The sequence below is a fragment of the Lactobacillus juensis genome, assembly GCF_036246285.1.
GTDB classification, from domain to species: domain Bacteria; phylum Bacillota; class Bacilli; order Lactobacillales; family Lactobacillaceae; genus Lactobacillus; species Lactobacillus juensis.
This window is the reverse complement of record NZ_BTTS01000001.1, coordinates 146,339-163,910: the sequence shown is the minus strand read 5'-3', so window position 1 is coordinate 163,910 and position 17,572 is coordinate 146,339. Positions and strand designations below refer to the sequence as shown.

The window sequence follows — 17,572 nt, the reverse complement described above, 5'->3', positions numbered from 1 at the left end:
ATACTGTTATAATCGCAAGAAATTGACTTTCCACAACTAATGCTTTAAATCAATTCACAATCTTTATATTGGAATTATGCTTAAAAATGCTGTTTCTAAAGCTTTTTTGTTATTTGATTGTGAATAATAACGCTGTTTCACTTTGGTTCCACAGCAGTAATTTTTCACAAACTTGGTTAAATTTTACTAATGATATTGGCAGCTAAATTAATTGCTGCTTCATGAGCATCCCTACCCCAGCCTCTGTCATCATGATTTTCTAAATCTTTAAGTGAATCGGCTGTAAATAATATTTGTGCAAAATCTGCCTCTCTGAATTGTGCACACGCAGCCATTGCTGCACATTCCATCTCTACACAAGAGGCCCCCAATTCTTTAGCTTGCTTTACTTTCTTGACAGTTTCCCTAAAGAAACCATCAGTTGTCCAGGTAGTTACTTCTTCAACCTTAAAGCCCTCTTGACTCAGTAATTTTTTTGTCTTCGTTAGAAACTCGGACTTCAAGTCAATGTATGTTCCTGGTTTCATATAATGAAAGGATGTGCCCTCATCTCTAATAGCTCTTGTAGGCACTAGAAAATAGTTTTCTGGTAATTCAACTAAGCAGCCGGCTGATCCTATTGCTAAAATCTGTTTAACACCGTAACTTATTAACCAATCTAATAGCTCTACAGCAGCTGCAGCACCTATCTTTGCCTGACAAAAAGTAATTTTTTGTCCGTCTAAGTCAACCTGATAAATTGGGGTTTCTCCTTCAAAACAGTCAAAGAACCCGAGCTTTTTATGAGGATAACGGGCCAAGAAACTACTGATCACGTCGGGAGTTAAAAATGCAAACAGCAGCTTGGGCTGAAAATGAAAGTTATTAATTTCTTTTTCATGATCTGGTTCTAAAACAGCCCTCGATTCAGAATCAAAATTTAACAAAAACGGTTCATTCATAATTTTTCTCCTCAATAAAAATATATTGCTGAAGATTTTAACATAAACAAAAAAGAGAATCATCCCTTTACGGAATGATTCTCTTTTACTTAAGCGTGAATTAACGACGCTTTTCTGCAATTCTAGCAGATTTGCCGTGACGATCACGTAAGTAGTAAAGTTTAGCACGACGTACACGACCGTGACGCAATACTTCAACCTTGGCAACACGTGGATCGTTTACAGGAAAAGTACGTTCTACACCAACACCAGATGCCATTTTACGCACTGTGTAGCTGGCACCAATCCCAGTGCCCTTACGCTTAATAACAACGCCTTCAAACATCTGAATACGTTCATGTGAGCCTTCAACAACACGAACATGAACACGAACTGTGTCCCCTGCACGAAAGTCAGGAATATCGTCACGTAATTGTTCTTTAGTTAATTCTTGAATTAATGGATCCATTTTTATTTTCTCCTTCTGCGGCATTCATTAGCGTTCTCTACGTAAGCGGAATACCCCTAACTATTAGTGTAATATAAATTTACACCTCAATCATACTAGCAAAAATAACAGGTAAAATCAAGTTTGATCTTCTTCTCGTTTTATTTCCGTCATCATTTTTTCTTCTTCTTCACTTAAAATATAATTTTCAAGTAAATCAGGTCTGTGTAAATAAGTTGCACGCAAAGCTTCCTTGTGACGCCACTCAGCAATTTTTTGGTGATTACCAGATGTTAATACTTCCGGTACTTTTTTTCCTTGAAAATTTTCCGGCCTGGTATATTGGGGATATTCCAGCAAGCCGTGAGCAAAGCTTTCTTCTACTGGTGAAGCATCATTGCCCAAAATTCCTGGAATTAACCTGACTGTAGCGTCTATCATACTCATAGTTGGCAGTTCACCACCCGTTAAGACATAATCACCTATTGAAACAGTTTCATCAGCTAAATCATAGATGCGTTGATCAAAACCTTCATAATGTCCACAAATAAAGGTAAGATTTTCTTCTTGAGACCAACTTTGGGCCATTTTTTGATTAAAAGTTTTACCCTGTGGCGCAGTAATGATTACTTTGCCCTTATTTTTAAGTGAATCAAGGGCTTTTTTAATCGGCATGACTTGCAAAACCATGCCAGCGCCGCCACCATATGGACTATCATCAACGTGATGATGAACATCAGTGGTAAAATCGCGAAAATTTACTAGATTGAGTTGCCATTTATCATCTTCAAGACCTCTTCCAAGCATTGAGGTCGTCAATGGTGTAAACATATCAGGAAAAAGCGTTAATACGTTAATCTTCATTACGTAACCCTTCCAAAAGTTCTACATAAATCTTTTTATGTGCAACATCTATTTTCTTAACTACTTTGTCAATATAGGGAATTAAATATTCATTACCATTTTGTTCGGTAACTTCCCAAACGTCGTTTGCACCGGGAGTCTCAATACCAGTTATTTGACCCAGCTTAACCCCAGAATGATTATCTATCACTTCACAGCCTAAAATATCCCGATAATAATATGCACCATCTGGAAGTTCATGTTGATTTTGCTCACTAACAACTAAAGTTTCGCCGACCAATTTCTTAGCACTATCAATATCAGAGATCTCATTAAATTGAACTAGCCAAAATTGTTTAAAAGGCCTGCTGCTTTTAACCGTCAACTTTTTTTGTTGATTATCTTTTAAAGCTAATTCTTTTTTTGCAGCAAATCGTTCCTCCGGAAAATCTGTAATCAAAGCAACCTTTACTTCTCCCTTAAGACCATGTGTAGATAAAATGCGCGCAACATCATAAAATTGCATAGTTTCTCCTAGTCAAAGAAAAAAGTTTGAAGCAGTCAACTTCAAACTTTTAACAAACGATTCACTATTTATTGAATTTTGAATCATGCAGTTTCTTCATTAAACCTGCACCTGAAAGAAGTGAACGTACAGTATCTGAAGGTTGTGCACCTTTCTTCAACCATTCAAAAATCTTGTCTTCGTCTAATTTCAATTCCTTAGGAACAGAAACTGGATTATAATACCCAACTTCTTCAATAAAACGACCATCACGTGGCATTCTGGAATCAGCGACAACTATTCTATAAAAAGGTTTTCTTTTGGCACCCATACGGCGCATACGAATTTTTACTGACATAAATTTATTTCCTCCTAAAAGTTACGTTAAATAATATAGCACTTATTTAAAAAGGTGTAAAGTGTTTTTACTTAACAGGTGATTTTTATGAATGGTATCTCTTGACCTTCATGCGCTTTTTCTTGTTTTTCTTGAATTTCTTACCCATGTGTCTCATAGCCATCCGGCCCATTGGAGAATTCATTCCTGGCAAATTATCCATTCCCTTAAAATTACCCTTGGTAATTTTGCTCATCATATCGCGGGCCTGTTTAAATTGCTTAATCATTCTGTTAACTTCAACTACTGGTCGACCAGAACCTGCTGCAATTCTTCTTCTGCGGCTTGGATTAAGCAATTCTGGATTTTCTCGTTCTTCTTCTGTCATCGATGAAATAATTGCTTTCACATAAACAATTTGTTTTTTATCAAAGTTGACATTCTTAAGCTGGGGATTATTTGCCATTCCCGGAATCATCTTCATCAGCTGGTCAAGTGGGCCCATTTTTTCAACTTGTTCAATCTGATCAACAAAGTCGTTGAAATCGAAAGTATTTTCTTTCATTTTTTCAGCAACTTCTTCAGCCTTTTTAGCATCATAATCCTGTTGGGCTTTTTCAATTAAAGTCAGCATGTCACCCATGCCCAGAATTCTAGAGGCCATCCGATCAGGATAGAATTGTTCCAGGTCGGTTAATTTTTCACCTTGACCGGTATAAATAATTGGCTTGCCGGTTACTGCTCTAATAGATAAAGCGGCACCACCACGAGTATCACCATCAAGTTTAGTTAATATAACTCCGGTGATGTCCAAGCGCTCATCGAAACCTTTAGCTACATCTGTTGCAGCTTGACCGGTCATGGCATCTACTACCAGCAAAATATTGTCTGGTTGGGCGACTTCTTTGACGCGCTCAAGTTCTTCCATTAATGGTTCATCAATTTCCAAACGTCCAGCTGTATCAATAATGACATAATCATTTTTATTTTTATCGGCTTGACTCAAACCGTCTTTTACTATTTGCGCTACATCTTTTTGATCTTTTTCACTATAAACAGGAACTTTTAGCTGATCACCAATTTGCTGCAACTGGTCAACAGCAGCTGGACGATAAATATCGCCAGCAATTAACAGCGGTCTAGCTTTTTCTTTTTGTATTAACCTGTTGGCTAATTTACCGACTGTGGTAGTTTTACCTGTACCTTGTAAACCGACCATCATAATAATGGTAGGAATATGCTTAGATTTATTTAGAGAAACCGCACTTTCACCCATCATCTTGGTTAATTCATCATTAACGATCTTGATGACTTGCTGGCCCGGATTAAGACTTTCCTGAACTTCTTTTCCGAGAGCTTCTTGCTTTATTTTTTTGATAAAATCTTTAACAACTTTAAAGTTAACATCAGCTTCTAGTAATGCCAGTCTAATTTCCCGACTAGCACTATTGATGTCATCTTCTGATATTTTCCCTTTTCCTGTTAAATTCTTTAAGGCCTTTTGAATTCTTTCGCTTAAATTTTCAAATGCCATGGAATTACTCTCCCCTCAGTTGATTTATTAAATCAGTAGTTATTTGTAAAGCTTGGCTTGATTTGCTTTTTTTCAGTGCAACTACAACTTCAGTTAATTTGTCTTCTATCATATTGTAGTCTCTTTGCATATGTAAATTGTCTTCGTAATTTTTTAACAATTTGCGACAGCGACGTAAATTGTCGTAAACTGCCTGACGTGAAACATGATGATTGCTAGCTATTTCTCCTAAGGACAGGTCATTATAATAATAATCTTCAAAATAACTCTGCTGACTTTTAGTTAAAAGACCACCATAATAGGCGTATAAATCACCCAATATTTCATTTTTTTCGAGATCATCCATTACCCTCACCTTGAACAAGTATAGCAAAAATGTCGGAAAATGACGATCTTGAAAACCAAAATTTTACTTAAGGTCTGCCGCAATTTCTTGCTTTTTGTAGCCAAAATCTGTATCATTAATTTAATTAATTTTTAGGAATTTTATTATCTCTCATGGAGACCAACAATTCTTTGAAATTATAAATCTAGGCGGTACACGAATATTTGTAATTTTGTACCGTCTTTTATTTTAATAACAGCCATTTTTTCAAAAGTATTTTAAAGCGTTAAATGACACTGGTTGTTTAAGCCAAATAATCATTAAACAAGTTCGCACTTTAGTCGATATTCGTGTGAACTTTTTAAATGTAAAAAGTACTTTTAAAATGACTAAAAAATTTATTCTTAAGGAGCAATTCAGAGTGAATTTATGGAAATTGATGAACCGAAAAGAAGATCCTGGAATATATCAGGAAAAAGACGGTCATTTAGTTAGAACTCTTAGGGTTCGTGATTTTTTGGCACTAGGTGTTGGTACCATTGTTTCAACTTCAATCTTCACCTTGCCTGGTGAAGTAGCGGCATTACACACAGGACCAGCAGTCGCAATATCCTGTGTAGTCGCTTCAATAGTAGCTGGTATGGTAGCCTTTGCCTATGCAGAGATGGCAGCTGCAATGCCTTTTGCTGGTTCTGTTTATTCTTGGATCAACGTTATTTTTGGCGAGTTTTGGGGCTGGTTCTCTGGCTGGGCTCTTTTAGCCGAATACTTAATTGGCATGGCTTTTATAAGTTCTGGTCTTTCAGCAAATCTACGGGCATTAATTGCTCCTTTAGGTTGGAAATTACCTGCGGCTTTAGCTAATCCTTTAGGTGTAAATGGGGGAATGTTTGACTTAGTTGCACTTTTGGCAATTTTACTAGCAGCTTTTTTAGTCAGTTTTGGAGTATCTAAAGCTTCCCGAGTTGAGAATGTGCTGGTGGTGGTCAAAGTGCTGGCAATTTTGCTTTTTGTGTTTGTTGGTCTGACTGTAGTGAAAAAAACTAATTTTATTCCTTTTATACCTCACTATCGCCCAACAGCTCATGGACCTTTTGGTGGTTGGCAAGGAATTTATGCTGGTGTATCAATGATTTATATTTCATTTTTAGGCTTTGATACCATTGCTTCAAACTCAGCAGAAGCTATTAATCCGCAAAAGACCATGCCTCGAGGAATTATTGGTTCTTTATTAATTGCAGTAGTGCTATTTGTTGCTGTTAGCTTGGTGCTCGTGGGAATGGTGCCATACCAACAATATTTAAATTCCGCTGAACCTGTAGGATATGCTTTAAGGAAAACGGGCTTTGGTCATATTGCCACTATAGTTCAATCTGTTGCTATTTTAGGAATGTTTACTGCTTTGATTGGTCTCTGTATGGCAAGCTCTCGTTTGGTATATTCATTTGGCCGCGATGGCATGATTCCTAAAGGACTAGGTAAATTGAATAAAGATCATCGTCCTGCAAATTCTCTGTGGACTGTCGCGGTAATTGCAATTATCATATCAGCGTTTATTCCTTTTTCATTTTTAACACAGCTAGTTTCAGCAGGAACTCTAATTGCTTTCATGTTTGTTTCGCTAGGAATTTATCGCCTGCGTCCACGTGAGGGCAAAGACATTGCTGATCCGGCATTTAAAATGCCATGGTATCCTGTCTTGCCCTTATTGGCATTCTTGGGATCCCTTGCTGTATTTTGGGGATTAGATGTGCAAGCTAAGAAATACATGCTAATTTGGTCTCTAATCGGCATTATAATTTACTTGCTTTATGGTATTCGTCATTCAGCCATGAATAAAAAAATTAAATAACTGACATTATCCACGTAACAAAAAAGTCTGGAAATTTTCCAGACTTTTTTAATACAATTAAACTTACAGATTTTCATCCATATTAAAAGTTAATTTTGACATATTGATTGAATCAATCATCATCTGTGCCCACAATTTTTCTGACCGTTTTCTAGTATAAGCAACTGTTTCTTGATTGGCCTTGGTCAAATATGAAGTCAATTCTGCACCTGTTTTGCCTTGAGCTTGAGCAATGACATCTTCTACACGTCTGCGATAGTATTGGTTAAGCTCATTTAAATAGTCAGTATCTAATTGCACAAATTGTGGGTAATGCGTTTCTACAAGTGCCGCAAGAGATTTGTAGTACCACCAAGCATCGCTAAGATTATACTCCATTGATGTGTTATTGTAAGACGGATCTGTATCGTTCATATTAGCAAAGAATGGTACAAAAGGCGTGAAGGTTGGTCCACCAATACAAAGCCACATTATTGCTGCTTTATCAGGGTCAACATCATTTCTAATCTGTAAAATGTGGGAATTTTGCGTTCTATTTAAACCAATTGGACGGAAACGATGTTTCTCTTCTTCCGTGCCTTTACCAAAAGGATCATAGGGAGTGTTTTGGTAATGACTACCAAGCACAAATTCAATGTCTTCTCTGGTTATTTTCTTAGCAGCTCGCCGAATGAAAGGTAAATCACCATCGGTAGGATCTTGTTCAATTTCGGGATTAAAATATTTTTGCCCGTACCAAACACGATTAGTATTATAAAACCTATCTTGTTCACTATAAGTACCAAAAATATGACGGAAATTCCATCCCTGATGATCAACATTTAAGTTGTGATCGGCAACAAATTCCTGAATGCCTTCGCTCCACATAAAGTTGTCTGAATCAGAAAAATCTACTTGATCAATGGAAACCCGATTTGCAGCAATTGCATAAGCATCATCTGGAATACGTTGCGCTACCCAGTGATGACCTGTGACAATTTCCATATACCAGATCTCATCTTTGTCGCCAAAAAGAACTGAGTTACCTGCAGGTGAACCATATTTAGCGATCAGTTTGCCTAAATATTCAACTCCATTTCTAGCAGAATGAATATAAGGCAAAACAACTGACTGCATACAATCTTCATCAAGCCCATCTTTTACCAGTGGATCATATGCGAGTGCTCTCTCATTACCATAAGTTGATTCAGTACAAGACATTGCCACATTTTCTTGATTAATACCACTCTCATCGTAATAACCACGGTTTTTGTAATCAACATTTGGTACAGCTGGAACGGCCTGAGCATTTTCAGGTAAGTCTAATTCAAACTTATTCAACCAAGACTTAATTTTACGACCTGATTCATCTTTTGCAGCGGGTCTGATAATAAATTTTTGCGGTGTAATGGGACGAAAAGTGTCATCATTACGAGCAATCATGGTCGAACCGTCAACTGAAGCCTTTTTACCTACTAAAATTGTTGTACATGCACTATATTCTTTCATTAAATCTCAATATCTCCCTTTAAAAAATCTATTCTTAAATTAAATCATGAAATAGTCCGACAGCATAGTTTGCGGCATCAAAATCAGCCAAATCGCTAGCTTTTTCACCCAAACCAACTAATTTTACCGGCAATTTCATCTCATTTCTAATTGCTAAAACGACTCCGCCCTTTGATGAGCCATCCAATTTAGTCAATACCAATCCAGTTAATTTGGTAGTCTTATCAAAATCCTTAGCTTGAAGGAGTGCATTTTGACCAGTTGAGCCGTCTAAAACTAATAGAGTTTCTGTTGGCTCTTCTGGTGCTTGCTTTTTAATTGTCCGTTCAATTTTTTCCAGCTCATTCATTAAATTCTTTTTATTTTGTAAACGACCAGCAGTATCCACTAATAAATAATCATAATTTTCTTTAAGGGCCTTATCAGTCGCATCATAAACCACTGAAGCAGGGTCAGCTTGTTCTTTTCCAGTTACTACTGGAACACCGACTCTTTCGCCCCATTCTGATAATTGTTCAACTGCACCAGCTCTGAAAGTATCTGCTGCTGCTAAAAGAACTGACTTTCCTTCATCTTTAAATCTTTTAGCCAATTTTCCGATTGTTGTGGTTTTGCCCGCGCCATTTACACCTACAAAAAGATAAATATTCGGCTTGCCATCGTTATGAGACTTTAATTTTTCATTTTCGGAATTACCACTTTGGTCATAAAGATTAACTAATTTTTCAACAATAACTTTTTTCAAATCATCTCGCGACTTGGCTTTCTGCAATTTTGCTTCATCTCGCAGTTCGTCAGTCAATTCTTCGGCAGTCTCGTAACCGACATCTGATTCAATTAGCAGCTCTTCCAAGTCATCAAAGAAATCTTCGTCAACAGTCCTGAACTGGGCAAAAAAGCGATTTAATCGAGCCCCAAAGCCCTGATTAGTTTTCTCTAAACCTTTTTCATATAATTCAGTTTCATTTTGCTTTTCGTTATCAGGCTCATCCTCAGTTTCTTGCTCTAAAGATTCTTCTTCCTGAAAAGCTGTCGAATTATCGTTTTCTGATTCATTCTTTTCTGAAGTTTGTTTTTCCTCAGAGGTTATCTCTTCCTTGTTTTTTAGCTCCTCAGAAGATTCTTGTTGCTCTTTTTCTGATTGATTCTGTGAATCATCAGTAGCTTTACTATTTTCTTCACCAAATAAAGATTTTTTTATCTTATCAAATAAACCCACTGTTATTTCACCTCATTTTTTAATTCTTTTAATGACACTGACAATACTTGCGATACGCCTGATTCTTGCATAACAACACCATAAAGTTGGTCTGCTTTTTCCATTGTTCCTCTTCTATGCGTTATTACAATAAATTGTGTATGCATATCATATTCTTCTAAGAAATGTGCAAAGCGCGTGACGTTTGCATCATCAAGCGCTGCCTCCACTTCATCCAGTACACAAAATGGTACCGGTTTGACTTTGAGCATAGCAAAAAGCAATGTAATTGCTGTCAGTGCCCTTTCTCCACCTGATAACAAACTTAGTTTTTGCAACTTTTTACCCGGTGGTTGAGCAATAATTTCAACTCCTGTGTTCAATAAATCTTCAGGATTAGTCAAAACTAATTTGGCACTGCCACCTCCGAAAACCACCGGAAACAATTCAGTAAAACTATGGGCTATCTCAGTAAAAGTTTTACTAAAGCGACTACATACTTCTTGATCAAGTTCCGACATCGATTTTTCTAAATTGTCTCGACCCTTTAACAAATCGTTTTGTTGTGCATTAAGGAAGTCGTAACGTTTTTTAACATTTTCATATTCTTCAATTGACTTCAGATTAACTGGACCAATGTCCGCAATAGACATGCGATGCAGTTTCACATTCTTCTGAAGTTGTGTCCTATTGGCCTCATTATTTTCTGTTTCCGCTTGATTCAATGCGGCCTCATATGTTAGCGAATATTCCGTATTCAAAGTATCTAAACGTTGATCTATTTGGCTATTCAACTGTGCTATTTTCACAGAAAAATCTTTTTGTTCAGCAGCAGCATCTTTACGAAGTTCATAATTACGACTCGCTACCTGATCAAGTTGGTTAATTTTAGCATCGTAATGCCCTAATTTAGAACTTAAAGTATTAAGCTGTTCCTGCAAATTTTTCTTTTTTGCAATGCCCTCTTTATTTTCGTGTTCAAAATTCATCTTCTTTTCGTCACCGAGCACATCTTTTTCATCAAGTTCCTTCAACTTTTGGGACAAAGTACTAATCTGATTTTGATGCTGCTTTGATTCATTCTTTTTATCGGATTTTTGCTTTGAAACGTTCTCCAACTTATTAGCATAAACTGCTATTTGCGGATCAAGTTCGCTTAACTTTTCCTGAACCTCTTGATTCAACTCTGAAAAGTTCTTAATACGTAATTGCAATTCACTAATATCCTGTTTTTGCTGAAGTATTTTCTCCTGCAGTTCTTCCTTCTTTTTTGCGGCAGACTTAATCTTGTTCTTAGTTTCAGCAATTTCCTGGTTGCGTTCTTGCTTTTGTTGTTCAAACAAACTATTCGCAGCCTTTAACCTGTTCACTTCTTTTTCTTGGTTTTGATACGAAAGAACCGCTTCACCTAATTCTTGTTTAAGATTTTGAAATTTCGATCTCACATCATTCAACTGCTGAGTTGAAACTTCATTCTTGCTTACAGCATCAGCTAACTGAGATTGTTCATTCTTAATTTTTGCTTTTAAATCATTAATATTTTGTCTTAATTGCCTCAGTTCAGCAGTTGTTTGAAGTGGAGAATTGCTTTTTTGATTACGCACTCCTCCTGTCATTGAACCACCAGGTGAAATAACATCTCCGTCAAGAGTTACAATACGATAGCGAGAAATTCTCTGTCTTATCTTCATAGCATTGCTTATTGTGTCAACTATTATAGTATTTCCAAGGAGATAATTAATTGCAGGCGCAATATCTTGATTAGGTAAACTTTTAACTATTTCGCTTGCAATACCTTGAAATCCGGAAAAAGAAGAAATTGTATTGATAGTTGAAGTTGGTATTGTATATTCTCTTAAACCGTCAAGAGGAAGAAAAGTAGCACGGCCCGCATGGTTTTCTTTTAATTTATTAATAGCATCCCGAGCATCCAATTTTGATTTAGTGACTAAATCCTGAACCCCATTCCCTAATGCTGTAGCCATTGCAGCTTCATATTTGGCAGGAAAGGTAACTAATTCTCCCACTGCTCCAACTACTCCAGGATAAGCGGAAATATTATTTAAAACATTTTTGACTCCGTAAAAATAACCTTCATGACGTTTGCGTATATTCTCCAGAGCATCATAACGCGCATTTAATTGACTAAAACGTTGTTTTTTGGTCGCCAATGATTCTTGAAGAGATGACAAATTTTTTTGACTTAATTTTTGCTCCCTAATGAGATCTGCAATCTTCTGCTTTTCAACCTGACAGTTTTCTTTAAGTGACCTACCTTCAGATTTAAGTCGTTTAAGCTCAGTAGTTTCATTTCTTAGTTCTTCAACAACATTTTCTGTTTGAAACTGGCTATTATCAGAAAGTTTTTTCAGTTCAGAATTCAAATAAACTATTTCATTATTATTAGAAGTTTGATCTTGCAACAACTGAATATAAGCTGAACGGAGCTGTTCTAATTTTCGGTTTAGCTGTTCAGGATTTTCTTTTAGCTGAGCGCAGAGTTTAGTTCTTTTATCATTTAACTTCTCTTGCTCACCCTTTAAATTCTTTTCTTTTTCAAGCAGATCAATCCTATCACTTTCAATTGCCGATAATTGCTTTTTTAAGTCACTCAATTCAGTTTCATATTCTTTTTTTGTGGCTGCGCTATATTGTTTAGATTGTTCCGCAACCTGCAAATTGGTATTAATTTCAGAAAGCTTTTTAGTCAAAGAAAGTAAATCATTTTGTACCTTATCTCTTTGACTATTTAAAGTTTGATATTCTTTTCTTTTGTTCGCCACAGCTGCTTGAGAATCTTTTACTTCTCGATCCAGCTTAGATAAAAGGCCTTGATTTTCATCGGCCTTTTCCTGTTCTTTTTCTTTTTGATTATCTAGATCCTGAATTTCAAATGCCAATAACGTTTTTAGTTCTCGATCCAAGCCTTTTTTCTGAAATTGATATTCTTTAGCTAAAGAACTTTGTTCATGAAGAGGTTCAATCCTCTGCTCTAGCTCTTTGACAAGATCGTTGATGCGCACTAAATTATCAGTTGTCTGTTCCAACTGAACCTTTGCTTCTTCTTTTTGTCTCTTAAAATGAAGTACACCTGCTGCTTCTTCAAATAGTGAACGCCGTTCTTCCGGATGAGAATTTAATATCTGATCCACCCGGCCTTGGGAAATAATTGCTAAACTGTCCTGTGAAATTCCAGAATCCAAAAATAGAGCACGCACATCACGTTGTCTGACACTCTTTTTGTTAATTAAATACTCATTATCTCCCGACCTTAAAATCCGCCTAGTAACAATTACCTGGTCTTCCTTAAAGTTGAGTTCATGCTTTTCATTGTTAAAAATGAGAGAAACTTCTGCATGATTTGCCGGTTTGCGGAATTCACTCCCAGCAAAAATAACATCTTTCATGTTTGAACCACGTAAAGATTTAGCACTGGATTCGCCCATGACCCATCTGATTGCTTCAGTAATATTACTCTTACCACTACCATTGGGACCAACTATGCCAGTAATACCAGTGTCAAATTTAATTGTAGTTTTTTCGGCAAAGGATTTAAAGCCGTCAATTATCAGTTCTGTTAGTGGCACATACTCATCTCCCTAATTGAGCTTACTTAGAGCTGTTTTTGCAGCTTCTTGTTCAGCGGCTTTTTTATTATGACCCTGTCCCTTAGACAATACTTTTCCATTAACAACCAGCTGTACAATAAAACTAGAAGGCAGTTGTTCTTCTTTTAAAACTTCATATTCGATCTTAACCGGCCCATCTTTTTGCAATAATTCTTGTAAGTCTGTTTTGTAATCCCTTGACGCATCGAATTTGCCAGCATCAATTAACGGGTATACTGTTAAACTTAAAAAATGCTCGACTGCTTCCATGCCTTGATCAAGAAAAAGCGCACCGTTGAATGCCTCAAAAACGTCTTCTAAAAGAGTCTTACGAGAACGTGCACCTGCTTTTTCCTCACCATGACCTAGATTAATCTCAGCCGGAAAACCAAATTTTTGAGCAAATTCTGCAAATCCTTCAGTATCAACGATATTTGACCGCATTCTAGTTAATTCACCTTCATTAAGATTTCTAAAATTACGGTAGAGGTAATCAGAAATTGCTAATTCCAAAACTGCATCCCCTAAAAACTCCAGCTTTTCGTAATCCCGAACACCATCTTCAGGATGTTCATTGGCATAAGAAGAATGAGTAAAAGCTTCTTCTAATAATTTGGGATTATTAAATTTAATTTTGTATTTTGTATCTAATCGTTTAATGAATTTGGTACTAACCATTTCTTCAACTCCTTAACAATCTAAATTATACCAGTTTTTACCATTAAAAAAGAAAACTATTGTCCTCAAATGACAATAGTTTTCTAATCTACTTAATTAAATAACTTTTATTTAGCGTAAGCAACTTTGTACCATAATTGGTGTCCGTTGTTTGTCTGTGATGGCTTCAGTGAGTACCCGGTAATTTGATTATTAACCGCATCAATTCTGTATGCATTAGTAGTAGGTACTACATATGCTTGATCAATCATATATTTCTGCCATTCATGGAATTTTTGAACGCGGTACTTATGATCAAAGGCTTTTTGTGAATCCATCTCTTGAATAAGTTTAGTATTTTCAGGAGTTACAAAACGTGAATAGTTAGACATTGTTCCTTCACTATACATTTGTTCCTGAGAAGGCTCGGTGGACAAATTCCAACCTGCCAAAAACAGATCAACTTTTGGATCGTCATTTTGAACTTTATCATAGAATGAGTTGAATTCAGTCAAGCGTCCACCAACAAGTTTAACATTCAAGCCAATCTTGTTCCATTGTTGAATATAGTTTTGGATAATTGGTTGTTGAATGGCGTTACCTGACATAGCCAAAAGATTTATTGTTAAAGGCTTACCGTTTGGATTAGTACGCCATTTACCTTTCTTTTTATAGCCAGCCTTGTCTAAAATTTGATTGGCCTTCTTAATGTTATAAGTGTAACCTTTGGCGCTTTTATCGAAATAATCACCAAATGGTGCCGGAATCAATGTAGGAATTTGGAAACTTAAGCCGTCTGTATAATGCTTATATACAGCATCAGTATTCATAGCGTAAGCCATTGCTTGACGTAACGACTTATTACCCATTTTAGCATGAGGATTCATCACATTCTTTGACTTCTTAGTATCCCATTTACCTACCTTGAAGGCCAGGTAACTATATGCTAAAGGAATCTGGGCAATAAAATTAACTTTCTTAGTATCCTTCACTTGTTTCCATTGACTATTAGTAACGCGGGTAATATCAAACTTATGGCTCTTAATCGCTTGTGAAGCAGAGTTTGGAGATACTACTTGGTAGACAATCTTATCTAATTTTGGTTTACCACGCCAGTAATATTTGTTTGGAACCCAAGTTACAGACTGACCACGGACCACATTTTTAACTTGGTATGGGCCAAAGAACAGTGGCTTCTTTCTAATCTCATCAGAAGACTCCAGCTTAGCAAAAGGAATATTCTTCAAATAGTGGTATGGAGCTGCCATTTCCCAAATATAGCCGTTACCACTATAGTACATACCTGGTTTTAATTCTTTGCAATGCAACACCGCAACACGTCCATTAGGACCATCTGGCATTTCAATCCCAGAAATAGTCTTGGACTTACCTTCATGGTAATCAGCCATTCCGTTAATAATATTAAATTGAGTCGCGTATCTTTGTGATTTAGTTGCCTTGTTAGCAATAATTTCATACGCAAATTCAACGTCTTTGGCAGTAACTTGTTTGCCATCGGACCATTTTACGCCCTTTTTAATAGTAATAGTTGCTGTTTTAGCTTTACGATCCAATTTTAAAGTAGCCGGACCTTTATCATTGATCTTATAGTGATCGTCAGTATCAAATAATGATTCTTGTCCTGGACTGGTAACATCAGCACTTGGTTGATCCATTTGCAGCTCTTCATTAAAGACACCAGTAAATGGCGTATTAGTAACTTCTGCCACCTTTAGCGTACCACCTTGTTTAGCGGTTTTTACGGGAGTCTGAATTGGGAATTTACTTGCTGTTTTTGCACCTTCATTACTCTTGGTGTTACTCTTACCACAAGCTACTAAAGTCAAGGTTGCAGCAGTTAAAACTCCTACCGAACCTATTAGTTTACCTTTTTTCATAACACAATATTCTCCTTCTCCAACATCATTTATAATTTTGGAAGCAAGTTAATAACTAAATGTTAACACTTAAAATTAAAAATGCAATAGTTTTACTAATAAAATGTTAATTTTGCTTTATTAAAATCAAGAGATGTGTACAAGGCCATAAATAATAATAATCTGAATTTTATTTAATATAACCGACTTTGTACCATATTGGGTGACCGTTATTTGTTTCAGAAGGTTTTAGTGATAAACCAGTTAACTTATTATTAACCGCTTTAATTTTATATGCATTAAAAACAGGTATAACATAAGCCTGATCAAACATATACTGTTGCCATTCATGAAATTTTTCAACACGATATTTATGGTTGAATGCTTTAGCAGAATCAATCTCTTTAATCAATTTGTTATTTTCAGGAGTAACAAATCTGGTATAGTTCGCCGGTCCACCTTCACTATATAATCCATTGGGTGATGGTTCCGTAGAAAGACCCCAAGCACCTAGAAACATATCTACTTGAGGATTATCGTTTTGAACTTTATCATAAAATGAGTTACGTTCTGTCAACCGGCCATTTAGAAGACCTACATTTAGCCCAATTTTATGCCACTGCTGCAAGTAATTTTGGATAATGGGTCCTTGTGTAGCATCACCCGACATAGCTAAAAAGTTGATTTTTAAAGGCTTACCATTGGGTTGAACGCGCCATTTGCCTTTTTTCTTATAGCCAGCCTTATCTAAAAGTTCATTAGCCTTTTTTAAGTTATATGAAAATCCTTTAACATTTTTATTATATACATCACCATATTGCTTTGGAATTAATGTTGGAATCCGGAAACTTAAATTATTATTGTAGCGTTTATTGACATCCTCTACATTCATGGCATACCCAATAGCTTGCCTTAAGGCTTTATTATTCATTTTACTATGAGGATTCATAACATTTTTACCTTTTTTAGCATCAAACTTGCCGACTTTAAACCCTAGGTATGAGTAATATAAAGGAATTTCAGCAATAAACCTCACATCTTTAGTATCTTTTACTTGTTTCCACTGAGCATTAATAACTTGGGCAATATCAAACTTATGTGATTTGATTGCCTGAGAAGTTGAATTGGGAGAAACAACTTGGTAAATAATTTTATCCAGTTTTGGTTTGCCTTGCCAATAGTATTTGTTTGGTACCCATGTAGCTGACTGTCCACGAACTAGTTTATCTAACTTATAAGGACCAAAATACATTGGTCTTTTTCTAACTTTATCTGAGGATTCGAGTTTACTAAAAGGTACATCCTTTAAATAGTGATAGGGTGAAGCTGATTCCCAATAATAGTCATTACCACTAAAGGCCATTCCTGGTGTCATATAGGAAAAATGCAAGATCATTTTGCGACCATTATCACCATCCGGCAATTCAATTCCTGAGATTTTTTTGGCTTTACCCTCATGATATTCCTTCATTCCTTTTAAAACTTCCATTTTAGTAGAATATCTTTGAGCTTTAGTATTTTTATTAGCCAATATTTCATAAGGATATGCCATATCTTTAGCAACTACTTGCTTGCCGTCTGACCACTTAACACCCTTTTTGATTGTAATAGTTATAGTTTTGTTTTTTTGATCCAGCCTCATTGTTGCTGGGCCCTTATCATTTATTTTGTAGTTATCATCCGTATAAAACAAAGATTCTTCACCTGGCGATGCAACATCTGCATCAGTCGCAGTTACGCTTAATTCATCAGTAAATATTCCTGTAAAAGGCGTATCTGTTTCAACGGCAACTCTAACAGTTCCTCCTTGCTTTGTTTGCTTTTTTGGCAAAGCATTGGGAAATCTACTTGCTTCCTTCGAACTGTCCTCATTATTACTTTTATTTCCTTTATTACAACCAACCAGAGCCATGGCACATGTAGCTATAATACCGATGGAGCATAAAAAATTTTTTTCTTTCATCATTCTTCTCTCCTTAC

At 36.1% G+C, this 17,572-nt stretch carries 14 protein-coding genes; 1 reads left to right on the top strand and 13 read right to left on the bottom strand.

Going from position 1 to position 17,572, the window contains the following annotated elements:
- Window positions 1-176: 176 nt before the first annotated feature.
- The 7 genes from AAA926_RS00815 to ylxM form a co-directional block, all read right to left on the bottom strand.
- A complete protein-coding gene (locus AAA926_RS00815; RefSeq protein ID WP_338211679.1) occupies window positions 177-941 on the bottom strand; it encodes a nucleoside phosphorylase in 765 nt (254 codons plus the stop codon).
- Window positions 942-1,041: 100 nt separating this feature from the next.
- On the bottom strand, window positions 1,042-1,389 hold the full coding sequence (gene rplS, locus AAA926_RS00810; protein WP_034981588.1) for a 50S ribosomal protein L19: 348 nt from the start codon (window positions 1,387-1,389) through the stop codon (window positions 1,042-1,044).
- Window positions 1,390-1,506: 117 nt separating this feature from the next.
- On the bottom strand, window positions 1,507-2,232 hold the full coding sequence (trmD, locus tag AAA926_RS00805; RefSeq protein WP_338211677.1) for a tRNA (guanosine(37)-N1)-methyltransferase TrmD: 726 nt from the start codon (window positions 2,230-2,232) through the stop codon (window positions 1,507-1,509).
- Complete coding sequence (rimM, locus tag AAA926_RS00800) at window positions 2,222-2,737, bottom strand: ribosome maturation factor RimM (RefSeq protein WP_198179014.1); 516 nt, start codon at window positions 2,735-2,737, stop codon at window positions 2,222-2,224. Before rimM ends, trmD begins: the two co-directional genes overlap by 11 nt.
- Window positions 2,738-2,801: 64 nt before the next feature.
- Complete coding sequence (rpsP, locus tag AAA926_RS00795) at window positions 2,802-3,074, bottom strand: 30S ribosomal protein S16 (protein WP_038523039.1); 273 nt, start codon at window positions 3,072-3,074, stop codon at window positions 2,802-2,804.
- A gap of 85 nt (window positions 3,075-3,159) precedes the next feature.
- Window positions 3,160-4,587 carry a signal recognition particle protein gene (ffh, locus tag AAA926_RS00790; protein ID WP_338211675.1) on the bottom strand — a complete coding sequence of 476 codons (1,428 nt, stop codon included), beginning with the start codon at window positions 4,585-4,587 and terminating at the stop codon, window positions 3,160-3,162.
- Window positions 4,588-4,591: 4 nt separating this feature from the next.
- Complete coding sequence (ylxM, locus tag AAA926_RS00785) at window positions 4,592-4,933, bottom strand: YlxM family DNA-binding protein (protein ID WP_265892501.1); 342 nt, start codon at window positions 4,931-4,933, stop codon at window positions 4,592-4,594.
- 400 nt (window positions 4,934-5,333) lie between these two features.
- On the opposite strand from ylxM, the gene AAA926_RS00780 reads away from it, so the two are divergent.
- On the top strand, window positions 5,334-6,764 hold the full coding sequence (locus tag AAA926_RS00780) for an APC family permease (RefSeq protein ID WP_265892500.1): 1,431 nt from the start codon (window positions 5,334-5,336) through the stop codon (window positions 6,762-6,764).
- Window positions 6,765-6,827: 63 nt separating this feature from the next.
- On the opposite strand, the gene AAA926_RS00775 is transcribed toward AAA926_RS00780, so the two are convergent.
- The 6 genes from AAA926_RS00775 to AAA926_RS00750 all read right to left on the bottom strand — a co-directional run bounded on the left by AAA926_RS00775 (window position 6,828) and on the right by AAA926_RS00750 (window position 17,555).
- Entirely contained in the window at window positions 6,828-8,252 is a 1,425-nt protein-coding gene (locus tag AAA926_RS00775) for a C69 family dipeptidase (protein ID WP_338211674.1), read from the bottom strand.
- A gap of 34 nt (window positions 8,253-8,286) precedes the next feature.
- Window positions 8,287-9,471 (bottom strand): signal recognition particle-docking protein FtsY, encoded by a 1,185-nt coding sequence (gene ftsY, locus AAA926_RS00770; protein WP_198179003.1) that lies wholly within the window; start codon window positions 9,469-9,471, stop codon window positions 8,287-8,289.
- Window positions 9,472-9,473: 2 nt separating this feature from the next.
- The gene (gene smc / locus AAA926_RS00765) at window positions 9,474-13,037 is read right to left on the bottom strand and encodes a chromosome segregation protein SMC (protein ID WP_198179001.1); all 3,564 of its coding nucleotides are present in this window, start codon (window positions 13,035-13,037) and stop codon (window positions 9,474-9,476) included.
- 12 nt (window positions 13,038-13,049) lie between these two features.
- The gene (gene rnc, locus AAA926_RS00760; protein WP_198178999.1) at window positions 13,050-13,736 is read right to left on the bottom strand and encodes a ribonuclease III; all 687 of its coding nucleotides are present in this window, start codon (window positions 13,734-13,736) and stop codon (window positions 13,050-13,052) included.
- Between the two features lie 107 nt (window positions 13,737-13,843).
- On the bottom strand, window positions 13,844-15,613 hold the full coding sequence (locus AAA926_RS00755) for an oligopeptide ABC transporter substrate-binding protein (RefSeq protein ID WP_198178997.1): 1,770 nt from the start codon (window positions 15,611-15,613) through the stop codon (window positions 13,844-13,846).
- Between the two features lie 169 nt (window positions 15,614-15,782).
- Window positions 15,783-17,555 carry an oligopeptide ABC transporter substrate-binding protein gene (locus tag AAA926_RS00750; RefSeq protein ID WP_198179568.1) on the bottom strand — a complete coding sequence of 591 codons (1,773 nt, stop codon included), beginning with the start codon at window positions 17,553-17,555 and terminating at the stop codon, window positions 15,783-15,785.
- Between the last annotated feature and the right edge of the window lie 17 nt (window positions 17,556-17,572).